The sequence below is a fragment of the Streptococcus cristatus genome, from assembly GCF_003943815.1.
In the GTDB taxonomy this organism is placed as follows: Bacteria; Bacillota; Bacilli; order Lactobacillales; family Streptococcaceae; genus Streptococcus; species Streptococcus cristatus_F.
The window spans coordinates 1-23357 of record NZ_RJNA01000012.1 but is presented as its reverse complement, the minus strand read 5'-3'; the positions used below and the strand labels follow the sequence as shown (position 1 = coordinate 23357).

The following is a 23357-nucleotide window of genomic DNA, read 5'->3' as shown; positions in this document are numbered from 1 at the left end:
GGAGATTCAAATGTCTAAAAAAACACAGCAGATCGCAGTTCCCTTAATCTCAGTTCTTTTAGGGATTTTATTGGGAGCGATTGTCATGGCTATCTTTGGCTATGATGCCATCTGGGGATATGAATCCCTCTTTAAAACGGCATTCGGTTCTTTGAGAAGTTTGGGTGAAATTTCTCGGGCGATGGGACCTCTAGTTCTCATTGGTCTGGGTTTTGCCGTTGCTAGTCGGGCTGGATTTTTCAATGTCGGACTTCCGGGCCAAGCCTTGGCTGGTTGGATTTTGGCTGGTTGGTTTGCCCTTTCCTTCCCTGACCTACCTCGCCCTCTGATGTTGCTAGCAACTGTAGTCATTGCTGCAGTGGCTGGTGGGATCATTGGTGCTATTCCAGGAGTTCTGCGGGCCTATTTAGGAACGAGTGAAGTCATCGTTACGATTATGATGAACTATATCGTCCTCTTCGTTGGAAATGCCTTTATCCGCAGCTTTCCAAAATCTGTGATGCAGAGTGTTGACTCTAGTAAGCGTGTTGGTGCTAATGCTATCTATCAAACAGAATGGCTGAGAAGTTTGACAGCTAACTCTCGTATGAATATTGGTATTTTCTTTGCTTTGATTGCAGTTGTGCTAATCTGGTATATGCTGAAGAAAACAACACTTGGCTTTGAAATCCGCGCTGTAGGACTGAACCCGAATGCATCTGAATACGCAGGGATGTCTTCTAAACGGACTATTATTTTGTCTATGATTATTTCTGGAGCCCTTGCAGGACTTGGAGGAGTCGTAGAAGGACTGGGTACTTATCAGAATGTCTTTGTGCAAGGAAGTTCATTGAGCGTTGGTTTCAATGGTATGGCAGTTAGTCTTTTAGCAGCAAACTCTCCAGTTGGTATCCTTTTTGCGGCTTTCCTTTTTGCAGTTCTAAGTGTCGGTGCGCCAGGTATGAACGTGGCTCAGATTCCGACAGAATTAGTCAATATCGTGACAGCTTCGATTATCTTCTTTGTCAGCGCCCATTACCTGATTGAGCGTCTGACTGGTAAGACAGTCTTTGAATTATTTAAAAACCGTAAGCAAGAAGCTGGTAAAGTGAAAGGGGGAAACTAGGATGAGTATTGTAACGATATTAGGTTTATTAGTATCATCTATGCTGATTTATGCGGCTCCCTTGATTTTTACAAGTATCGGTGGAGCTTATTCGGAGCATGCCGGAGTTGTCAATGTCGGCTTGGAAGGGATCATGGTAATGGGAGCATTTACAGGTGTTCTCTTTAACTTGACTTTCGAGAGTAGTTTTGGTAGCTTGACTCCGTGGCTTTCCTTGATTGCTGCTGGTTTAGTCGGAGTGCTCTTCTCCCTTATCCATGCTGTAGCAACCATTAACTTCCGTGCAGACCACGTTGTCAGTGGTACGGTTCTAAACTTGCTAGCACCAGCCTTGGCAGTCTTCCTTGTTAAAGCTATCTACAACAAGGGGCAAACAGACAACATTCAGCGTTCATTTGGCAAATTTAATTTTCCTATTTTGTCTGATATTCCGGTCATAGGAGATATATTCTTCAAACATACAAGTCTGATGGGATATTTGGCCATCGCCTTCTCTTTCCTTGCTTGGTTTATCATGTTTAAGACAAAATTTGGATTGCGCCTTCGCTCAGTTGGAGAACATCCGCAGGCAGCAGATACATTAGGAATCAATGTTTACCTCATGCGCTATTGCGGTGTTATGATTTCTGGTTTGCTTGGTGGTATTGGTGGGGCTATCTATGCTCAGTCAATCTCCGTTAACTTTGCTGTGACGACTATCATAGGTCCAGGATTTATCGCCTTGGCAGCCATGATTTTTGGTAAATGGAGTCCTATCGGTGCTATGTTGGCAAGTCTCTTCTTTGGAGCTTCTCAAAGTTTAGCCGTTATCGGAAACCAGTTGCCTCTTCTTTCAAAAGTGCCAACGGTTTATCTACAGATTGCGCCATACGTTTTGACGATTGTGGTTCTTGCGGCCTTCTTTGGTAAAGCTGTTGCTCCAAAAGCAGACGGTATCAACTATATCAAGTCTAAATAACCCTTTGAGAGTGGGACAGAAATCGGTAATTCGTTAGAATTCGATTTCGTCGTCCCACCTCCGCACAGTTGAGTAGGGCTGTAAAAGCTGATGAAATCAGAGTAGTAGAGCCCACTCGACCACTGCGTCTTGCTCGACAATCCAAAGACAGTTGAGAGGCTAGGACTTTTGTCCCAGCCTCTTTTTGTGATTGGAAAAAGTTGCTATCGGAAATAGAAAAAGCCTGCTTCGTCTGAAGCAAGCTTTCTGAGATTAATTTGTAGCGATTTCGTTTAATAAATCTTCTGCAGTAGTGGTTGGGTTCACTCGAACACGATTGAGCGAGAGTAATCCGTTAGACAGTGAAGCCAGGCCGTTATTGGTCGTCAATCCCATCTTATAGCCCAGGCTTTCAGCGATCTGCAAGGTCGCATCACTATAGCGGCCTGATGGATAAGCAACAGTCGTGGTTGTTTGTGAGAGATTGTCGTCTAAAAAGGCTTTAGAATCACGTAGTTCAAGGGTTTGTTGATCAGCAGTAGCAGTTGATAGATCAGGGTGGTTGACGGTATGGTCTTCAAAGGACATACCCTTTTCCTTCATTTCTTTGATCTCATCCAGCGTCAGCATATCTTCACGGCCAGCTTGGACAAATCCAGTAATGACATTGTTGGTTGCCTTCATCTGGTACTTTTGAAGTAGCGGGAAGGCATTGGTATAAAAGTCTTTCAAACTATCATCAAAGGTCAGCCAGACTACTTTTTTATTTTCAGGTAGGACATTCTCTGTCAAAGCTTTGTAAGCTTCATCTGGGGTTAATGTATAGTAACCAGCTTCTTTCAGAGCCTGCAAATGGCTTTCAAAAGTAGTTGGATCTACAATCAAACCAGCATTGGCTGCCTCAGAGGGATCCATTACATGGATCGCATGGTACATTAAAATTGGAATTTTAACAGGCTCATCCTGTTTTACCCACTTTATTTTTGAAGCTTCTTCATTTGTTGAGGTAGAGTCTGGCTTGGAGGTGGATTGCACAGTTTGGTTGCCTGCAGAGGATTGTTTGCTAGGAGAGAACTGAGTCTTCCAAAGATAAATTCCGCCTACGATTAGGGCAAGGAGCAAGAAAAGATTGATAATAGAAAAAAGGAATGCCTTTTTCTTAGCTTTGTGTCTTTGCATGCGTCTTCCAATGTGTTTATCGGTCATGGTATCTCCTTCTAATCTCATGAGTTTAAAATTTTTACTTACATTATAACAAATATACAAATAGATTTGTAGGCATTTCTATATATTTTTGTTATAATGTTTTTTATATAAGAAATATTCAAGGAGTTCCTCATGTCTATTAAAATTGCTTTACTTGGTTTTGGAACAGTTGCCAGTGGTGTTCCTTTCTTGTTGAAAGAAAATGGAGAAAAGATTGTTCAGGCTGCTCATTCTGAGATTGAAGTTGCTAAAGTTTTGGTCAAGGATGATGCTGAAAAAGAGCGTCTTTTGGCAGCTGGAAATGATTATAACTTTGTGACCAATGTGGATGAAATCTTAAATGACGGCGAAATTGCGATCGTAGTGGAGCTGATGGGACGGATTGAACCAGCAAAAACCTTTATCACGCGCGCACTTGAAGCAGGTAAACATGTGGTAACCGCTAACAAAGACTTGCTGGCAGTTCATGGTTCTGAATTGTTAGATATTGCTAAGAAAAATGGCGTTGCTCTCTACTATGAAGCTGCTGTTGCAGGTGGTATCCCTATTTTGCGCACCTTGGTTAATTCATTGGCATCTGATAAGATTACCCGCGTTTTGGGCGTGGTCAATGGAACATCTAACTTCATGATGACCAAGATGGTAGAAGAAGGTTGGTCTTACGAGGATGCTCTTGCAGAAGCGCAACGTTTAGGATTTGCTGAAAGTGACCCGACGAACGACGTTGATGGTATTGACGCAGCCTATAAAATGGTTATCCTCAGCCAATTTGCTTTTGGTATGAATATCAAGTTTGAAGACGTCAGCCACCAAGGTATTCGCAACATCACGCCTGAAGACGTCGCTGTTGCTCAAGATTTGGGCTATGTAGTGAAATTAGTTGGTTCGATTGAGGAAACGCCATCAGGAATCGCTGCGGAAGTGACACCGACTTTCTTGCCAAAAGCGCATCCACTAGCTAGCGTAAACGGCGTAATGAATGCGGTCTTTGTCGAGTCAATCGGTATCGGAGAATCCATGTATTACGGTCCAGGTGCAGGTCAAAAACCAACTGCTACCAGTGTCGTTGCGGATATTGTCCGTATTGTTCGTCGCCTAAATGAAGGCACGATTGGCAAAGCCTTCAATGAATTTAGTCGCGAGCTTGTCTTGGCTAAGCCTGAGGATGTTAAGAGCAACTATTATTTCTCTATCTTGGCTCCAGATGCCAAGGGTCAAGTCTTGCATTTGGCTGAAATCTTCAATGCTGAAGAAGTTTCCTTCAAGCAAATTCTGCAAGAAGGTACGGATGGTGAAACTGCTCGTGTAGTCATCATCACGCATGCTGTCAGCAAGACTCAGCTAGAAAATGTCGTTGCCAAGCTCCGTGAGGTACCAGAGTTTGAATTGCTCAATACCTTTAAAGTATTAGGAGAATAAGATGAAAATTATTGTACCAGCAACCAGTGCCAATATCGGGCCTGGTTTTGACTCAGTTGGTGTCGCAGTCTCCAAATATTTAGAAATTGAAGTCTTGGAAGAAAGTGAGGAGTGGGTTATTGAGCATGACCTCAATCCTCGAATTCCAACGGATAAACGGAATTTACTAATCAAGATTGCCCTGCAATTAGCCCCAGATCTTCAGCCTCATCGCTTAAAAATGATTAGCGATGTTCCTTTGGCGCGCGGTCTCGGCTCTTCTAGCTCCGTTATTGTTGCTGGGATTGAACTGGCCAATCAGTTAGCAAATCTGAACTTATCGGATCATGAGAAGTTAAAAATTGCGACAAAAATCGAAGGGCATCCGGACAATGTCGCACCAGCGATTTATGGAAACTTAGTGATTGCAAGCTCTTTCCAAAATCAAGTTTCAGCTGTCGTGTCAGATTTCCCAGAGGTCAGCTTTATCGCTTTTATTCCCGATTATGAGTTGAGAACAGTTGAAAGCCGCCGAGTCTTGCCTAATCGCCTTTCATACAAGGAAGCTGTTGCCGCAAGCTCCGTAGCCAATGTCGCTGTTGCAGCGCTCTTAAAAGGCGATATGAAAACAGCTGGTCGTGCTATCGAATCCGATCGTTTCCATGAGAGATATCGCCAACCGCTTATCAAAGAATTTTCTGACATTAAATTCTTAGCCAGAAAACAGGGCGCTTTTGCGACTTACATCTCTGGAGCTGGTCCGACTGTTATGGTTTTATCTCCAAAAGACAAGGCTGAGCAGATTTATCAGCAAATCAAGGAACAAGGCTTTGATGGACAAGTCTTCCAGTTGCAAGTCGATACTCAGGGTGTACGTGTAGAAAAATAGAAGAGAGTTTGAGGATGACGAACTTGTGGACGCAGTGTTGGTCTACAATCTTCGTTCTCCTCTTTCTTTTTGCTTTGAAAAAGAATCTTTATTTCCCTTAGTCTATCGTAAATATCATTTAATTTTGATATAATAGAGTGTAATTTGTAAAAAAGAGAGTAAGTCATGCAAAACCTAGAAAAATTTTCTGCGGAATTAGAAGGAATCGACATCCGTTTTAATGAACCTTTGAGTCAATACACTTATACGAAGGTAGGCGGAGCTGCCGATTTCTTAGTTTTTCCACGCAACCGTTATGAATTGGCTCGGATTGTCAAGTTGGCCAATCGTGAAAATATTCCTTGGTTGGTGCTTGGAAATTCAAGTAACATTATCGTTCGAGATGGCGGTATTCGAGGCTTTGTCATCATGTTTGACAAGCTAAATAATGTAACAGTAGATGGCTATACGATTGAGGCAGAAGCTGGTGCCAATCTAACTCAGACTACTCGTATTGCCCTTCATCATAGTTTAACTGGCTTTGAATTTGCCTGTGGCATCCCGGGTAGTGTCGGCGGTGCTGTCTTTATGAATGCTGGCGCTTATGGCGGAGAAATTGCTCATGTGCTTGTTTCTTGCAAGGTCTTGACCCCTGAAGGAGAAATTAAGACCTTGGATGCACGTGATATGCGTTTTGGTTATCGTCATTCACTTATTCAAGAAACTGGCGACATCGTCATTTCAGCTAAGTTCGGTCTGGCACCAGGTGTCCACCAAAACATTCGTCAGGAAATGGAACGTCTGACCTATCTGCGTGAACTCAAGCAGCCTTTGGAATATCCATCATGTGGGTCGGTCTTTAAGCGTCCTCTGGGACATTTTGCTGGCCAGCTAATCAGTGAGGCTGGTCTAAAAGGCTATCGAATCGGTGGTGTAGAGGTTTCAGAAAAGCATGCTGGTTTCATGATTAATGTCGATCATGGTACAGCTAGCGATTATGAAGAGTTGATTGCTCATGTCATTAAAACAGTCGAGGAGCATTCAGGTGTCACTCTGGAACGAGAAGTTCGAATTATTGGAGAAGCATAAGAGTCCAATATGTAATTATCTGATTGCTTTTTTAAGATTTGTCTAAGTCTTTGGGATAGCCCATATCCATGTGTCATTAGTAAAGGGGGTGAAAGCCTATCGATATCGCAAGTATGCAGGGCCATAGTAGCCCTCGAGAGGTTCTTTTGGTCTGACAGAACCAAAAATCTGTTAATACATGGAAAAGAAGGAATTTATGCCAATTGAAAAAACCAATTATTGAGTTCAAAAACGTTTCGAAGGTTTTTGAAGACAGTAACACCGTCGTTCTCAAAGATATTAACTTTGAATTAGAAGAAGGAAAATTTTATACGCTTCTAGGAGCTTCTGGCTCTGGGAAGTCAACCATCCTCAATATTATTGCAGGACTGCTAGATGCGACAACGGGAGACATCTTTTTGGATGGTGTTCGCATCAATGACATTCCTACTAATAAGCGGGATATTCACACCGTATTTCAGTCCTACGCCCTTTTCCCGCATATGAATGTTTTTGAGAATGTAGCCTTTCCGTTGCGGTTGCGGAAGGTAGACAAAAAAGAAATTGAAGAACGGGTTACTGAAGTTCTGAAAATGGTGCAGCTGGAAGGATATGAGCGCCGTTCAATTCGGAGACTTTCAGGCGGTCAACGCCAGCGGGTAGCCATTGCTCGTGCCATCATCAATCGGCCACGGGTTGTCCTACTTGACGAGCCTCTTTCTGCGCTAGATTTGAAGTTGCGGACGGATATGCAATATGAGCTCCGTGAACTCCAACAGCGCCTTGGGATCACTTTTGTCTTTGTCACTCACGACCAGGAAGAAGCCCTAGCTATGAGTGACTGGATTTTTGTCATGAACGAAGGGGAGATTGTCCAGTCAGGAACGCCAGTGGATATCTATGATGAGCCGATTAACCACTTTGTTGCGACCTTTATCGGAGAATCTAATATCCTGCCAGGTAAGATGATCGAAGACTACTTGGTCGAGTTCAATGGCAAGCGCTTTGAAGCAGTTGACGGAGGCATGCGACCAAACGAATCCGTTGAAGTGGTGATTCGTCCAGAGGATTTGCGCATTACTCTGCCTGAAGAAGGAAAACTGCAGGTTAAAGTAGATACCCAGCTTTTCCGCGGGGTTCATTACGAAATTATCGCCTATGATGAACTCGGAAATGAATGGATGATTCACTCGACCCGCAAGGCCATCGTCGGAGAAGAAATCGGTCTGGACTTTGAGCCAGAGGATATCCATATCATGCGCCTCAATGAAACCGAAGAAGAATTCGATGCTCGGATTGAAGAATACGTAGAAATCGAAGAACAAGAAGCAGGGCTGATAAACGCCATTGAGGAGGAAAGAGATGAAGAAAACAACCTCTAACCTTTTTATGCTTCCATATTTTCTTTGGATTCTGCTTTTTGTCCTAGCTCCAGTGATAATGATTGTCTGGAAATCATTCTTTAATATCGAAGGGCAGTTCACGCTGGAAAACTATCGGATTTATTTCACGTCGCAGAATTTGACCTATCTGAAAATGAGCTTTAACTCGGTATTTTACGCAGGCATCATCACCTTGGTGACCTTGCTCATTTCCTATCCGACTGCTTATTTTTTGACCCAGCTCAAGCATCGCCAGCTCTGGCTGATGCTGATTGTCCTGCCGACTTGGATCAATCTTTTGCTCAAGGCCTATGCCTTTATCGGTATTTTTGGGCAAAACGGCTCGGTGAATGAATTTTTGACCTTTATCGGTATTGGTCCCAAACAGATTCTTTTCACTGACTTTTCTTTTATTTTTGTTGCCAGCTACATTGAGCTGCCCTTTATGATTCTGCCGATTTTCAACGTCTTGGATGATTTGGATCCCAACCTCATCAATGCCAGCTATGACTTGGGTGCCAATCGTCGGCAGACTTTCCGCAATGTCGTCTTTCCACTTTCAATGAATGGTGTGAGAAGTGGCGTGCAGTCAGTCTTTATTCCCAGTCTCAGCCTCTTCATGCTGACGCGTTTGATCGGTGGGAACCGTGTTATTACGCTGGGTACAGCCATTGAACAGCATTTCTTGACAACGCAAAACTGGGGAATGGGCTCAACCATCGGAGTAGTTCTGATTATTGCCATGCTCTTCACTATGTGGGCAACCAAGGAAAGGAGAGAACGATGAAAAAATTTGCTAATCTCTATTTAGCGATTGTGTTTCTAATCCTTTATCTTCCGATCTTTTACTTGATTGCCTATGCTTTCAATGCTGGCGATGATATGAATAAATTTACTGGCTTTGATCTGGTTCATTTTCAAAAGTTATTTGAAGATTCGCGCCTGATTTTGATCTTGGCGCAGACCTTCTTCTTAGCCTTTCTTTCTTCCCTCATTGCTACCATTATCGGAACTTTCGGTGCTATTTATATTTACCAAGCTCGCAAGAAATATCAGGATGCTTTCCTATCCATCAATAATATTTTGATGGTGGCGCCTGACGTTATGATTGGGGCTAGCTTCCTGATTCTCTTCACCACGGCTAAATTCCAGCTGGGCTTTGTGTCCGTTTTGGCCAGCCACGTCGCTTTTTCAATCCCCATTGTTGTGTTGATGATTTTGCCACGACTGAAAGAAATGAATGACGACATGATTAAGGCTGCCTATGATTTGGGAGCCAGTCAAGTCCAGATGCTCAAGGAAATCATGTTGCCTTATCTGACACCAGCGATTATTGCTGGCTACTTTATGGCTTTCACCTACTCACTAGATGACTTTGCTGTGACCTTCTTTGTAACAGGAAATGGCTTCTCGACTCTTTCCGTAGAAATTTATTCCCGTGCACGGCAAGGAATTTCCTTGGAAATCAATGCCCTGTCTGCTCTGGTCTTTCTCTTTAGTATCGTTTTAGTCATTGGCTATTACTTTATCACGCGTGAGAAGGAGGAAGCAGCATGAAAAAACTCTATTCGTTTTTGGCAGGGATTCTTGCGATTATCCTGATCTTGTGGGGAATTAGCTATCGGATTGAGAGTAAAGCCAATAGCAAGGGCAGTGATAAATTGGTTGTCTATAATTGGGGAGATTACATTGATCCGGAATTACTGACAGAGTTTACCAAGGAAACAGGCGTACAGGTGCAGTACGAAACCTTCGACTCTAACGAAGCCATGTACACGAAAATCAAACAAGGTGGTACAACCTACGATATCGCAATCCCAAGCGAGTATATGATCGCCAAGATGATGAAGGAAAACTTGGTGGAGAAATTGGACCATAGCCAGATCAAAGGCTTGGAAAATATTGGTTCAGACTTTTTGGATCAGCCATTTGATCCAGGAAATCAGTATTCCATTCCTTATTTCTGGGGAACCCTGGGCATTGTTTACAATACTAAAATGGTCGAGCACGCGCCTGAGCACTGGAACGATCTCTGGAAGCCAGAATACAGAAACTCCATCATGATGATTGACGGAGCCCGTGAAGTCATGGGGATTGGTCTGAACTCGAATGGTCATAGTCTTAACTCCAAAGATGCTGACCAGCTGCAGGAGGCTGTCGATAAACTCTACACTCTGACGCCCAATATCAAGGCCATCGTCGCTGATGAGATGAAGGGCTACATGATTCAGAATAACGCGGCTATCGGCGTGACCTTCTCTGGCGAAGCTCGTCAAATGCTGGAAGCCAATGAAGACTTGCGCTATGTCGTGCCTACAGAAGCCAGCAACCTTTGGTTTGACAATATCGTTATTCCAAAAACGGTCAAAAATAAAAAAGCTGCCTATCAGTTTATCAATTTCATGCTGAGACCAGAAAATGCTTATAAAAATGCCCTTTATGTTGGCTACTCAACGCCAAACCTTCCTGCCAAGGCTATGCTGCCAGAAGAAGTGCAGGAAGACGAGGCTTTCTATCCAACCGAAGAAACCATGAAGCATCTGGAAGTCTATCAGCAATTAGGACCAAAATGGCTTGGAACCTACAACGACCTCTATCTTCAAGTCAAAATGTATCGCAAATAGCCAAAGAAGAGGCTGGGACAAAAGTCCTAGCCTCTCAATTGTCTTTGGATTATCGAGCAAGGCGCAGTGGTTGAGTGGGCTCTACTACGCTGATTTCATCAGCTTTTACAGCCCTACTCAACTGTGCGGAGGTGGGACGACGAAATCGAATTCTAACGAATTACCGATTTCTGTCCCACTCTCTTTTTTCTATTTTGACTTGTATAATTATTTGAAAAGCAGTAGAGAAAGTAGTAAAATTATATTAACATATGCAATAGAGCCTTGTGCTCAATTAAGGAGGAAATCATTATGTCAGTTTTCTACGTTCCATCAGTCAATTTGATTGGTAAGGGTGTCATTAATGAATTTGGCGGTCATGTCAAAGAGCTGGGCTTCAAGAAAGCTCTGATCGTTACAGACCACTACATTGCATCCAGTGACATTTTACCAAAAGTCATCAATCCGCTAGAAGCAGAAGGCATTGAATATGTGGTTTTTGAAGATGTAGACCCAAATCCATCTTGTAAGAATGTCTACGATGGCTTAGCTACTCTTCAAGAAAATGACTGTGATTTTATCATCAGTGTCGGCGGTGGCTCACCTCAGGATGCTGCTAGCTGTATTTCCATCATGGCGACAAATGGAGGCAAGCCGCAGGATTACGAAGGGCTTCACAAGTCTAAAGAAAAGGGTCTGCCAGTTGTAGCCATCAACACCACGGCAGGGACTTCTGCTGAAATCACTATCAACTATGTTATCACGGATGAAGAACGTAAGGTTAAGATGGTGATGGTTGATAAAAATAGTCTGGCTCTCATCTCTGTCAATGACCCAGAGCTCATGGTTTCCAAACCAGCTAATTTAACAGCAGCAACCGGGATGGATGCTTTGACTCATGCTGTTGAGGCCTTGGTAACTCCTGGTGCTTATGGCGTGACCAAGAAGTTGTCTATTGGTGCCATTGAGTTGATTAAGGAATATTTGCCGCGAGCAGTCGCTAATGGCCATGATATAGAAGCACGTGAAGCTATGGTCAATGCTATTTTCCTCGGCGGCATGTCCTTTAACAACGCAGGTCTGGGCTACGTGCATTCGATGGCTCACCAGCTAGGTGCGGTCTATCATTTGCCTCATGGCGTTTGCTGTGCTATGCTCCTGCCAGTAGTTGAGCGTGAAAATGCCAAACGTGTGCCAGCAGCCTTTAGAAATGTAGCTAAAGCTTTAGGCTTGCATACCGAAGGCAAGACTGATGAAGAGTGTGCAGCATATGCCATTTCAGAAATCGAAACCTTGTCCGAAACGGTCGGTATTCCTAAGAAATTGACCGAACTTGGTATTGAAGAAAAGGACTTTGACTTTGAATACCTTTCTAAGAATGCCTTGATTGATGCTTGCGCACCGGGCAATCCTTTCATGCCGACTTTGGAAGAAACCATTGCTTTATACAAAGAATTGTTTTAAGCCAGAGGAAAACAGTTCACTCTCTAAACTTAGTTGATTTATATCAAAAAAAGACAGTTGCTCTCTCTCTCCTACAACTGTCTTTTTAATTTATGGAAATAGGATGGTCGTACAGGATTAGTGCTCTAAAATAAACTTAGCAATAGCTGTGGCGACGCCATTTTCTTCATTGCTATCTGTCACATAGTCGGCCAAGTTTTTGACATGTTGGCTAGCATTTCCCATGGCAACGCCCAAGCCAGCAAACTGCAGCATTTCAATATCGTTATTAGCATCGCCCAGTGCCATGATTTCCTCAGGCTTGATCTCTAGGCGTTGCGCTAGACATTCTAGGGCAAAGGCTTTGGTAACACCTTTTGGCATCGCCTCGTAGATGACAGGCTGGGAACGGACGCCACTGAATCGTTGGCAGAGTTCTTGTGCGAACTTGTTCTCAAAATCATCTACCTGCTCAGGATTTCCTAGAAACATAGCTTGAAACATTCGATGCTGGCCGCTGCAAGCTTCCTCAAGGCTGATTTCAGTAGGAGTCGTAAAGACAAGAGCCGCATCATCTGTCACAATTTTGCTGGCTTTTTCTCCCACGACGAAGTAATGCTCTTCATCAAACAAGGTCAACTGTGCTTGGCTCTGCTCGGCCAAACTGTAGAGGTAGCGAATGTCATCTGGATTTAATTCTTGCCAGTCGACGACCTGCCAATCGCTAGTCTGATGGATAGCGCAGCCATTGTCTACGATGACATATTCATTCTCATTCTCCAAGCCCAACTCCTGATAGTAGGGCTTGACACCCACGAGCGGTCTACCTGTACAGAGGACCAGCTTGACTCCAGCTTGGATAGCTTGGTGGATGGCATCAATATGAGCTTGAGGAATCTTTTTTTCCTCAGTTAGCAGGGTTCCATCCATATCAAGGGCAATTAGTTTAATCATAGTTTTTCTCCAATAGTATTTGTGAATATTATAGCATATTTTCTATTGCTAGGAGAGCAGAAATGGGGAAAGATTGTTTTTTTAATTTTCCTGTCCTTATGGTATAATAAGAAAATCTAGTAAGGAAAAGAGAAGCTATGAAAGCAAAGCGTATTGTATTTAAAGTTGGAACGAGCTCATTGACAAATCCTGACGGGAGTCTGTCGCGGGCGAAGGTGCGGGAAATCACGCATCAATTATCGGTCTTGCATGAAGCTGGACATGAGTTGATTTTGGTATCGTCTGGAGCCATTGCAGCAGGTTTTTCTTCTCTGGGCTTTAAAAAACGCCCCACCAAGGTAGCCGATAAACAGGCTTCGGCAGCTGTTGGTCAGGGCCTTCTCCTAGAGGAGTACACAACCAATCTACTCTTGAAGAAGATTGTGTCTGCCCAGATCTTGCTGACACAGGATGATTTTGCGGATAAGCGACGTTACAAAAATGCCCACCAAGCTTTGTCAGTCCTCCTTAATCGGGGTGCCATTCCCATTATCAATGAAAATGACACAGTTTCTATCGAGGAGATAAAAGTGGGTGATAATGACACGCTTAGTGCTCAGGTGGCAGCCATGGTTCAGGCGGATCTTTTGGTACTTTTGACAGATGTTGATGGGCTGTACACGGCCAACCCAGCTTCAGATCCAACTGCCCAACGTCTTGAAAGAATTGAGGCGATCTCGAGCGATTTGATTGACATGGCAGGCGGGGCGGGCTCCAGCAATGGGACTGGTGGCATGCTGACCAAGATTAAAGCAGCGACTTTGGCGACCATGTCTGGTGTACCAGTTTATATTTGCTCATCGCTAAAAAGCAATGCTTTATTGGAAGCGGCGAGCCAGACTAGAGATGGGAGCTTTTTCTCAGCGCAGGATAAGGGCTTGAAGACGCAAAAGCAGTGGCTGGCCTTTTATGCCAAGAGCCAAGGTGCTATCTATGTGGATCAAGGTGCGGCTCAGGCTCTGCGCTACGATGGCAAAAGCCTTCTGGCATCAGGAATTGTTAGGTTAGAGGGGCATTTTTCTTACCAAGATACGGTGACAGTGTACGAAGAGGAGACTGGTGCGATTTTAGGAAAGGGGCGCGTGCGCTTTGGTAAATCTGCCCTCAAGGACATGCTTCGATCTAGCAAACCCAAGGGAGTCGTGATTCATCGTGACGATTGGATTTCTATTACTCCAGAGCTCCAACTGCTCTTTTCTGAATTTTAAGTGGAAATAGGAACTTACTTATTTCCTTTACCCGAACTCTCCAACATCTTCGCCAATAGAAAAAATAAATTATTGTATCTTACGAAAGGAGGCGCTATGACCTCGACACAAGAATTATTTGAAATTGTTAGAAAGTCAAAAAAATCAATCAACACGGCTACGACTGCTGAGAAAAACAAAGCGTTGGAAGAAATGGCAAAGCAGCTCTGGCTTTCTCGTGCGGATATCTTAGCAGCCAGTGCACTGGATATGGCAGCGGCTAAAGGTAAAATTTCAGATGTCATGCTGGACCGCCTCTATCTAGATGAGGAGCGGATTGCTGCTATGGCAGAAGGCATTCGCCAGTTGATTGACTTGGAGGATCCTGTAGGGCAAGTCTTGGAAAGGACTGAGCTTGAGAACGGCCTCGTCATCAGCAAAAAGCGAGTGGCTATGGGCGTGATTGGCATTATCTACGAAAGTCGCCCTAACGTCACCTCTGACGCTGCGGCCCTTGCCCTAAAAAGTGGTAGTGCAGTCGTTCTCAGAAGCGGCAAGGATGCCTATCAGACAGCGCTAGCTATTGTCATAGCTTTGAAAGAAGGTTTGACTCAGACCAAGATTTCGCCGGATTGTATCCAGTTGGTTTCTGATACCAGTCGGGCTTCCGCACAGGCTATGATGAAGGCCAAGGGCTATCTGGATTTGCTCATCCCTCGTGGAGGTGCCGGACTGATTCAGGCGGTCGTGGAAAATGCGACTGTGCCGGTTATTGAGACGGGTACCGGAATTGTCCATATCTATGTAGATAAGGATGCTGACCAAGATCAGGCTTTGGCGATTATTGAGAATGCTAAGACCAGTCGCCCCTCAGTCTGCAATGCCATGGAGGTACTATTGGTTCATGAAGAGATTGCAGCTGACTTTTTACCACGTTTGCAGAAGGTACTGGTGACAGATCGTGATGCTTTGCAAGAAAACCCTGTTGAATTACGTTTGGATGAGAAAGCAGCTCAGTATATATCAGGCTCGCAAGCTAGACCGAAAGATTTTGACACCGAATTTTTGGATTATGTCTTAGCTGTCAAGCTGGTTTCCTCGCTGGAAGAAGCGGTGGAGCATATTGAAGCTCACAGCACTCATCACTCGGATGCCATTGTGACGGAGAACGATGCAGCAGCAGCATACTTCACAGAGCAGGTGGATAGCGCAGCAGTTTATGTCAATGCCTCAACTCGCTTTACAGATGGCGGTCAATTTGGCCTTGGCTGCGAAATGGGGATTTCTACTCAGAAATTGCACGCCAGAGGTCCTATGGGACTGAAAGAGTTGACCAGCTATAAGTACGTCATCCAAGGAACTGGTCAAGTGAGGAAATAAAGATGAAAATTGGATTTATCGGTCTTGGAAATATGGGTGGTAGTCTCGCTCGCCTAGTTGCCCAAGATGAAAGATATAGAAGCGAATTACTACTAGCTAATCGCAGTCGCGAAAAGGCTGAAAAGATTGCTGCGGAAGTTGGTGGCCAGCCGGTCAGTAATGCAGAAGTTTTTGCTCAGGCAGAAGTGATTTTTCTGGGTATCAAACCAGCTCAATTTGCTGACATGCTGGCTGAGTATCAGGAAATTCTAGAAAAACGGGAGTCTCTTCTGCTGGTTTCGATGGCTGCTGGTCTGCCTTTGGGAACGTTAGAAAAATTGACACCTAGCCACCATCGTTGGATTCGGATCATGCCTAATACACCAGTAGCTGTTGGCGAGGGCGTTATTAGCTATGCCTTATCCCAGCAAGCGAATCAAGCGGACGAAGATATGTTGCGGGAACTTCTGTCTTCAGCTGGCCTTTTGGTCAAACTGGAGGAAAAGCAGCTGGATGCGGCGACAGCTCTTGCTGGCTGTGGACCAGCCTTCGTTTATCTCTTTATAGAAGCTTTAGCGGATGCAGGTGTCCGAGCAGGACTTAGTCGCGACATATCGCTTGAACTGGCCAATCAAACCCTTTTAGGCGCTGCTAAACTAAGTCAGGTCAGTGGCCAACATCCGGCTCAGCTCAAAGATCAAGTCTGCAGTCCAGCTGGTTCGACCATCGCTGGGGTAGCCAGTCTGGAAGAAAACGCCTTTCGAGGAACGGTCATGGCAGCCGTTCAAGCTGCCTACAAGAGGACGCAGGAGTTGGGGAAATGAAGGATTTACCAGTTTTGAACCGATTTCTGACGGTTTGAAATAACAAGCTAACTTTCAGTGGACATGCTTTAGGGTAAACTAGGAAACATCTAAAAAAATTTCTATTGACCCTTCAGAAGATAATGGGGAAAGTATATTAATTCCCTCAACAAACAGCAAGCCANNTGGCTTGCTGTTTTTCATTTAAAGGGAAGAATGGTATAATGAAATATAGAAAATCTTGAATGAGGTACCCCATGAATGAAATCAAATGCCCCAACTGCGGGGAGGTTTTTACAGTCAATGAGAGCCAGTACAGTGAGCTTTTGTCGCAGGTTCGGACAGCAGAGTTTGACAAGGAGGTTCATGCTCGGATTGAGCAGGAACTGGCTTTAGCAGAGCAAAAATCCCAGAATGTCCAACAAGCTCTGCTATCGCAGAAAGAGCAGGAAATTAGTAATCTTCAAAGTCAGATTGCTCAGTTTGAGACCCAGCAGGAATTGGCAAAGAAAGAGGCGGAGCAGGCAGCTAGTCTTCAATTGCAGGAGAAGGATAAGGAAGTTCATCAATTGGAAAGTCAGCTGACAACTTTGCGCTTGGAGCATGAAAATCAACTTCAAAAAACCTTGTCAGCGCTGGAAAAAGAGCGAGACGAGGTTAAGAATCAGCTAGTCTTGCAAGAAAAGGAAGCAGCGCTGGCTCAGACCTCTCTCAAAGAGCGCTATGAGGTAGAGCTGCGTCAGAAGGATGAGACCATAGAGTTCTACAAGGATTTTAAAGCCAAGCAGTCCACTAAGATGATTGGCGAGAGTTTGGAACAGCACTGTGAGTACGAGTTTAACAAGAACCGTATGGCCATGTTTCCACGAGCGGAGTTTGGCAAGGACAATGATGCCAGAACAGGCAGCAAGGGTGACTACATTTACCGTGAGGTGGATGAAAATGGTGTAGAAATCCTCTCCATAATGTTTGAGATGAAAAATGAAGGCGATGAGACAGCGACCAAGAAGAAAAACGAGCATTTTTTCAAAGAGCTGGATAAGGACCGGCGGGAGAAAGGCTGTGAGTATGCCATTTTGGTGACACTTCTTGAGGCTGATAGCGAGCTCTACAATTCGGGTATTGTCGATGTGTCCTATGCCTATGAGAAGATGTATGTTATCCGGCCTCAGTTCTTCCTCCCCATGATTACCCTCCTGCGTAATGCTGCGCTTAACTCGCTCCAGTACAAGCAGGAGCTGGCCTTGGTGCGGGAACAAAACATTGATATTACGCATTTTGAGGAAGATTTGGATGCCTTTAAAGTAGCTTTCGCCAAGAACTATCAGTCAGCTTCGACCAACTTTGGCAAGGCCATCGAGGAGATTGACAAGGCAATCCGCCGGATGGAAGAAATCAAGAAATTCTTGACGACCTCTGAAAACCAGCTGCGCTTGGCAAACAACAAACTGGACGATGTCTCTGTCAAGAAACTGACGCGCAAAAATCCCACCATGAAAGCTAAGTTTGAAGCTTTGAAGGAGAAGTAAGAAAGTAAGACATGAACGGAATTATCAACTTAAGAAAAGAAGCGGGAATGACTTCGCATGATGCGGTATTTAAGCTGCGCAAGATTTTAGGAACGAAGAAAATTGGTCACGGGGGGACCTTGGATCCAGATGTAGTCGGGGTGCTTCCGATTGCTGTAGGTAAGGCGACACGTTTGGTCGAGTTCATGCAGGAGGAAGGCAAGATCTATGAGGGTGAAATCACGCTGGGTTGCTCAACGACAACAGAAGATGCCAGCGGAGACATTCTTGAGCGGACGCCAGTGACGGAACTTTTAGAAGAAGCTCTCATCGATGAAGCGATGGAGTCCATGACTGGTGAGATTCGCCAGATACCGCCCATGTACTCAGCAGTCAAGGTCAATGGTCGCAAGCTTTATGAGTATGCGCGTGCAGGTCAAGAAGTGGAGCGTCCAGAGCGGCTGGTAACCATCTATAGTTTCGAGCGCACAAGTCCGATTTCCTATGAAGCTGAACAAGCCCGCTTTCGTTTTCGAGTCAAGTGCAGCAAGGGAACCTATGTTCGAACCCTGTCTGTTGATTTAGGAGCGAAGCTGGGTTTTGCCAGTCACATGTCCCAGCTGACAAGGACTTCTTCAGCAGGTATGAGCTTGGATGATGCTTTGACCTTGGATGAAATAGCGGAGCGAGTAGCAGTGGAGGATTTTGCATTCCTTCAGCCTCTGGAGTTGGGGACAGGTGATCTACCCAAGATTGAATTAACGATAGAGCAGCTAGAGGAAGTCCGCTTTGGTCGCTTTATTTTCATTGAAAATGCGGCAACAATCTTGGCTGGTTTTCATAAAGGTAAGCTTATCGCTATCTTAGAAAAAAGGGAAGAAACCTACAAACCTAGAAAAGTTTTTCTTTGATCAAATTGAGAATGTTAAAATCCTGAAATCTAATTTCAGGATTTTTCTATATGCTTAGAATAATTAATCAAATATATGAGCTAAAATGAATAAAAATTCTGTTCGAATAGATCAGAAACACTTATAAAATTTACTGTGAATTTTTGAAATAGTAAAACTCAAAAATTGGACAGTTTTGCTAAAAATGATTAATTAATTAAAGGGCCATAAAATTGCTTAAATCTTACTTATATGGTACACTTGAAAGAGTGACAATTTTAGAATAATAAGGAGGGTTCCAATACATGGGACAAGACTGGAAGAAAATAGAAAGGCAACGTTTTACAATTCGTAAGACGAGAGCATGGGGTGCATGTTCAGTTTTTCTAGGATCAAGTATTTTCTTTCTAGGAGGGGGAGTTGCAAGTGCGCAAGAAGTTAGTCCTTCTGCACAAGACCAAGCAGCTCAAGTAGCAGAAGCTGCTAGAGTTTCAGATGAAAAAGAGTCTGAGAAACAGGCAACTGAAGCACAAGCTGAACCTGAAAAGAATACTGCGTCATCAAGTGCAAATGATCAAGCAACTGAAGCTAAGGAACAATCTGCACCGAGTACTGAAGAAGTAGCTAAAGTAGCAGAAGCTGCTGTTTCAAAAGACGAAAAGTCAGAAGAAACAAGTGCTCCGAAAGAAGCTAAAGCAGAAGAAAAGGCTGAGCCAAAAGAAGAGAAAACAGAAGCAAAAACACCAAGTTCTGAAACTAATGCAGCCACACAACCTAAGCGTTCAGGCACATCAGGATTCAGAAGTGTTAGTGGTACATCAGGATTCCGAAATACTGGTGCTACTCGTCAAGGATCTGACTATACTGTTACCCAAGACGGTAATCTAGCTACAGTTCAAGCTAATGCTTTGAAAACTCAGTTGGATAGAGCAGCATCAGAGAACTTGCCAGTTACACCAAATCAGCTTAGAAATTTTGGAACCGCAACAACTGACGAAGAAAGACGCAACTTAGAACGTCAAGCAGCGGATCTTCAAAATACTGAAGCTCAGGCAATGAATAAAAAAATCTCTGATTACTTAGTGGCCAAACAAAGAGCTCAACAATTAACCGGTAAAGAAGGAAGCTTGCAACAGCTTGCACCACAGAACTTCGTATTTACCGATGAGCCAAATGCAACGGCTAAGATTAAGCTGGCACAAGGAGACTGGTTCGTCAAAGACAGTACGCTCACATCACGAAATCAATATGTTCGTGAAGCTTTGGACAGCCGAAGCTACAGTGAGTGGCGAGACGGGACAACGACCCAACCAAATGCAGTCATCACTAGAGCTGATACGAGTCAGCCAGCAGCTGAGCGAATCATCAAGGACCAAACAGATGGTTACTACATGGTTCATACGCAAGTTGGTAGAACCACAACAGTAGAGTACACGTTGAAGAATTCTTCTGTTGGTGGTCGACCTATTACGAAAGCTATTGCTCGATATACTCCTAAGAAGAGTTCTGCTTATGATGATAGTATGGTAATGGCTATCCATAAAGACCCAACTATGACAGTTTGGAATGGATCCAGCTATGATCGTAAAGGAACTGGTAACCAGTTGCATATGGAATGGGAATTCTATTATGCGGACGGTACTAAGGTAGACTTTGGTAAAACACCTGGTGTTGTTTCTTTCGCTTCACGTAACCACCACGGGGACGATATTTACGCTGAAATTTATGGTAATTTGAGCTCAAATATGCAGAATGTACAAATTGTAGGTTCTTCTATCGTTCCACAGGCAAATGGTTGGTACTATGCAAATGGTAAGAATAACTCTTATAAAGGCCAAACTGAATATCAATGGGACCAACAAGGTAATCCAAATGAATTCTGGGGAGCGGGTGCTGCAAAAGTTACAAGTGGTACATCATTGAGCTTTGATATTGCTACCACTAACCCTGGTCGGTACTGGCCACGCCCAATTCGCCAATGGTTCTCATTTAATACCAATGTGAAAGCGAATAACGTCGTAACTAACCCTAATTTGTCTTATACTCCTGCAGCATATGTCAATGAAGTTCCAGCACCAGAACCAGAAAAGTCTTATGACAGATTTGTCATGGATATTCCACATAATGTCAGAGTCGTAGATTATGAGAATGCCACTCCAGATCAAAAACGCGCCTTCGACAATCAAACTGGTTCTCAGATTGTTTACCAACAAGGTAAGGACGGACAAGTTATTGTTGTAGGACCAAAACCAGAAAACCTAAATGATGTACCGAATCCTAAGTTTACAGCTCAAGAGCTTGAGACACTTAAAAATGGTGGAACTGTAAGAGGATTTAAAGGACACAATTACGTTGATCCTGTAGATACCATTATGGTTGTCAAACGTAATGCGGGACCAACTGGACCTAAGGGTGATAAAGGTGCAACAGGCGCAACCGGAGCCACAGGTGCAGCAGGACCAAAAGGTGATAAGGGCGCAACAGGCGCAACCGGAGCCACAGGCGCAGCAGGACCAAAAGGTGATAAGGGCGCAACCGGAGCCACAGGCGCAGCAGGACCAAAAGGTGATAAAGGTGCAACTGGTGCCACCGGAGCCACAGGCGCAGCAGGACCAAAAGGTGATAAGGGTGCAACTGGCGCCACTGGAGCCACAGGTGCAGCAGGACCAAAAGGCGATAAGGGCGCTACTGGCGCAACCGGAGCCACAGGCGCGACCGGAGCTAAAGGCGATAAAGGTGAAACAGGTGCGACCGGAGCCACTGGAGCCAAAGGTGATAAGGGGGCGACCGGCGCCACTGGTGCTAAAGGCGACAAAGGTGAGACTGGTGCAACCGGCGCTACTGGCGCCACTGGAGCTAAAGGCGACAAAGGAGAGACTGGAGCCACAGGCGCGACCGGAGCTAAAGGTGATAAAGGTGAAACAGGCGCAACAGGTGCGACTGGCGCTAAAGGAGAAGATGGTAAGCCGTCATTAGCCCAAGTTGTCGATAATAACAACGGCACTCACACTGTTAAAGTTGGTCTTGATAAGAACGGCAACGGCCAATTGGATCCAGATGAAGTAACCTCATCTACCATCGTTAAAGACGGTAAGGACGGTAAATCTCCGCTAGCTAAGGTTGTAGACAATAACAATGGTACCCACACAGTTCAAGTCGGTCTCGATAAGAATGGTAACGGTGAGCTTGATCCAGACGAAGTAACTTCTTCAACCATCATCAAAGATGGTAAGGATGGAAAAGCTGGCGCAACAGGTGCCACAGGTGCTACAGGAGCGACCGGAGCTAAAGGTGATAAAGGTGAAACTGGAGCTACAGGAGCGACCGGAGCCAAAGGCGATAAAGGTGAAACTGGAGCAACCGGAGCGACCGGAGCTAAAGGTGATAAAGGTGAAGACGGCAAGCCATCATTGGCGCAAGTCGTAGACAACAACGACGGTACACACACAGTTAAAGTTGGTCTTGATAAGAACGGCAACGGCCAGTTGGATCCAGATGAAGTAACATCTTCAACAATCGTCAAAGACGGTAAGGATGGAAAATCTCCACTAGCTAAAGTTGTCGACAATAACAATGGCACACACACAGTTCAAGTCGGTCTTGATAAGAACGGTAACGGTGAGCTTGATCCAGACGAAGTAACATCATCTACAATCATCAAAGATGGTAAGGATGGAAAAGCTGGCGCAACCGGTGCTACTGGAGCAACAGGCGCGACAGGAGCTAAGGGCGATAAAGGTGAAACAGGCGCAACAGGTGCAACAGGTGCCAAAGGTGAAGATGGCAAGCCATCATTGGCTCAAGTCGTAGACAACAACGACGGTACACACACTGTTAAAGTTGGTCTTGATAAGAACGGCAACGGCCAGTTGGATCCAGATGAAGTAACATCTTCAACAATCGTCAAAGACGGTAAGGATGGAAAATCTCCACTAGCTAAAGTTGTCGACAATAATAATGGCACACACACAGTTCAAGTCGGTCTTGATAAGAACGGTAATGGTGAGCTTGATCCAGATGAAGTAACATCTTCAACTATCGTCAAAGATGGAAAAGCTGGCGCAACCGGTGCTACAGGTGCGACCGGAGCTAAAGGCGATAAAGGTGAAACTGGAGCTACAGGTGCAAAAGGTGAAGATGGTAAGCCATCATTGGCTCAAGTCGTAGACAACAACGACGGTACTCATACTGTTAAAGTTGGTCTTGATAAGAACGGCAACGGCCAGTTGGATCCAGATGAAGTAACATCTTCAACAATCGTCAAAGACGGTAAGGATGGAAAATCTCCACTAGCTAAAGTTATTGACAATAACAATGGCACACACACAGTTCAAGTCGGTCTTGATAAGAACGGTAACGGTGAGCTTGATCCAGACGAAGTAACATCATCTACAATCATCAAAGATGGTAAGGATGGAAAAGCTGGCGCAACCGGTGCTACTGGTGCCACAGGTGCAACCGGAGCTAAGGGTGATAAAGGTGAAACTGGAGCCACTGGCGCAACAGGTGCAACTGGTGCTAAAGGAGAAGATGGTAAGCCATCATTAGCCCAAGTTGTCGATAATAACAACGGCACGCACACTGTTAAAGTTGGTCTTGATAAGAAC

Annotated in this window: 18 protein-coding genes; 16 read left to right on the top strand and 2 right to left on the bottom strand. The window is 44.6% G+C overall.

Features of this window, described 5'->3' with window-relative positions:
• Nucleotides 1–10: 10 nt before the first annotated feature.
• Both D8872_RS08240 and D8872_RS08235 read left to right on the top strand, forming a co-directional pair.
• Entirely contained in the window at nt 11–1105 is a 1095-nt protein-coding gene (locus D8872_RS08240; RefSeq protein WP_061422956.1) for an ABC transporter permease, read from the top strand.
• Between the two features lies 1 nt (nt 1106).
• The gene (locus tag D8872_RS08235) at nt 1107–2063 is read left to right on the top strand and encodes an ABC transporter permease (RefSeq protein WP_061911259.1); all 957 of its coding nucleotides are present in this window, start codon (nt 1107–1109) and stop codon (nt 2061–2063) included.
• 252 nt (nt 2064–2315) lie between these two features.
• On the opposite strand, the gene D8872_RS08230 is transcribed toward D8872_RS08235, so the two are convergent.
• On the bottom strand, nt 2316–3248 hold the full coding sequence (locus tag D8872_RS08230; RefSeq protein ID WP_125373024.1) for a polysaccharide deacetylase family protein: 933 nt from the start codon (nt 3246–3248) through the stop codon (nt 2316–2318).
• Nucleotides 3249–3380: 132 nt separating this feature from the next.
• On the opposite strand from D8872_RS08230, the gene D8872_RS08225 reads away from it, so the two are divergent.
• The 8 genes from D8872_RS08225 to D8872_RS08185 all read left to right on the top strand — a co-directional run bounded on the left by D8872_RS08225 (nt 3381) and on the right by D8872_RS08185 (nt 12031).
• Nucleotides 3381–4667: a homoserine dehydrogenase gene (locus D8872_RS08225; protein WP_125390584.1), complete on the top strand. Its 1287-nt coding sequence runs from the start codon at nt 3381–3383 to the stop codon at nt 4665–4667.
• A 1-nt stretch (nt 4668) separates the two neighbouring features.
• Entirely contained in the window at nt 4669–5535 is an 867-nt protein-coding gene (gene thrB, locus D8872_RS08220; protein WP_125390583.1) for a homoserine kinase, read from the top strand.
• Between the two features lie 165 nt (nt 5536–5700).
• Nucleotides 5701–6603: a UDP-N-acetylmuramate dehydrogenase gene (gene murB, locus D8872_RS08215; RefSeq protein WP_061911264.1), complete on the top strand. Its 903-nt coding sequence runs from the start codon at nt 5701–5703 to the stop codon at nt 6601–6603.
• Between the two features lie 203 nt (nt 6604–6806).
• Nucleotides 6807–7964: an ABC transporter ATP-binding protein gene (locus D8872_RS08210; protein WP_045497085.1), complete on the top strand. Its 1158-nt coding sequence runs from the start codon at nt 6807–6809 to the stop codon at nt 7962–7964.
• Nucleotides 7945–8751 (top strand): ABC transporter permease, encoded by an 807-nt coding sequence (locus D8872_RS08205; protein ID WP_125390582.1) that lies wholly within the window; start codon nt 7945–7947, stop codon nt 8749–8751. The genes D8872_RS08210 and D8872_RS08205 overlap by 20 nt, the downstream gene beginning before the upstream one ends.
• The gene (locus D8872_RS08200; protein WP_005590157.1) at nt 8748–9521 is read left to right on the top strand and encodes an ABC transporter permease; all 774 of its coding nucleotides are present in this window, start codon (nt 8748–8750) and stop codon (nt 9519–9521) included. Before D8872_RS08205 ends, D8872_RS08200 begins: the two co-directional genes overlap by 4 nt.
• The gene (locus tag D8872_RS08195; protein ID WP_005590161.1) at nt 9518–10588 is read left to right on the top strand and encodes an ABC transporter substrate-binding protein; all 1071 of its coding nucleotides are present in this window, start codon (nt 9518–9520) and stop codon (nt 10586–10588) included. The genes D8872_RS08200 and D8872_RS08195 overlap by 4 nt, the downstream gene beginning before the upstream one ends.
• A gap of 291 nt (nt 10589–10879) precedes the next feature.
• Nucleotides 10880–12031, top strand: coding sequence for an iron-containing alcohol dehydrogenase (locus D8872_RS08185; protein ID WP_125390581.1), 1152 nt, complete (start codon nt 10880–10882; stop codon nt 12029–12031).
• A 117-nt stretch (nt 12032–12148) separates the two neighbouring features.
• Here the strand turns inward: D8872_RS08185 and D8872_RS08180 are convergent, their stop codons facing one another.
• Complete coding sequence (locus tag D8872_RS08180; protein ID WP_125390580.1) at nt 12149–12964, bottom strand: Cof-type HAD-IIB family hydrolase; 816 nt, start codon at nt 12962–12964, stop codon at nt 12149–12151.
• A gap of 137 nt (nt 12965–13101) precedes the next feature.
• Here D8872_RS08180 and proB point away from each other — a divergent pair, with 137 nt between their 5' ends.
• The 6 genes from proB to D8872_RS10945 all read left to right on the top strand — a co-directional run.
• Nucleotides 13102–14211 (top strand): glutamate 5-kinase, encoded by a 1110-nt coding sequence (gene proB, locus D8872_RS08175; RefSeq protein ID WP_125390579.1) that lies wholly within the window; start codon nt 13102–13104, stop codon nt 14209–14211.
• 96 nt (nt 14212–14307) lie between these two features.
• Complete coding sequence (locus D8872_RS08170; RefSeq protein WP_125390578.1) at nt 14308–15570, top strand: glutamate-5-semialdehyde dehydrogenase; 1263 nt, start codon at nt 14308–14310, stop codon at nt 15568–15570.
• 2 nt (nt 15571–15572) lie between these two features.
• On the top strand, nt 15573–16373 hold the full coding sequence (proC, locus tag D8872_RS08165; protein ID WP_125390577.1) for a pyrroline-5-carboxylate reductase: 801 nt from the start codon (nt 15573–15575) through the stop codon (nt 16371–16373).
• 236 nt (nt 16374–16609) lie between these two features.
• Complete coding sequence (locus tag D8872_RS08160) at nt 16610–17881, top strand: DUF2130 domain-containing protein (RefSeq protein ID WP_125390576.1); 1272 nt, start codon at nt 16610–16612, stop codon at nt 17879–17881.
• Between the two features lie 11 nt (nt 17882–17892).
• A complete protein-coding gene (truB, locus tag D8872_RS08155) occupies nt 17893–18771 on the top strand; it encodes a tRNA pseudouridine(55) synthase TruB (protein WP_125390575.1) in 879 nt (292 codons plus the stop codon).
• Between the two features lie 284 nt (nt 18772–19055).
• Nucleotides 19056–23357: GbpC/Spa domain-containing protein (locus D8872_RS10945; protein ID WP_125390574.1), on the top strand; the 4302-nt coding region annotated here is incomplete at its 3' end.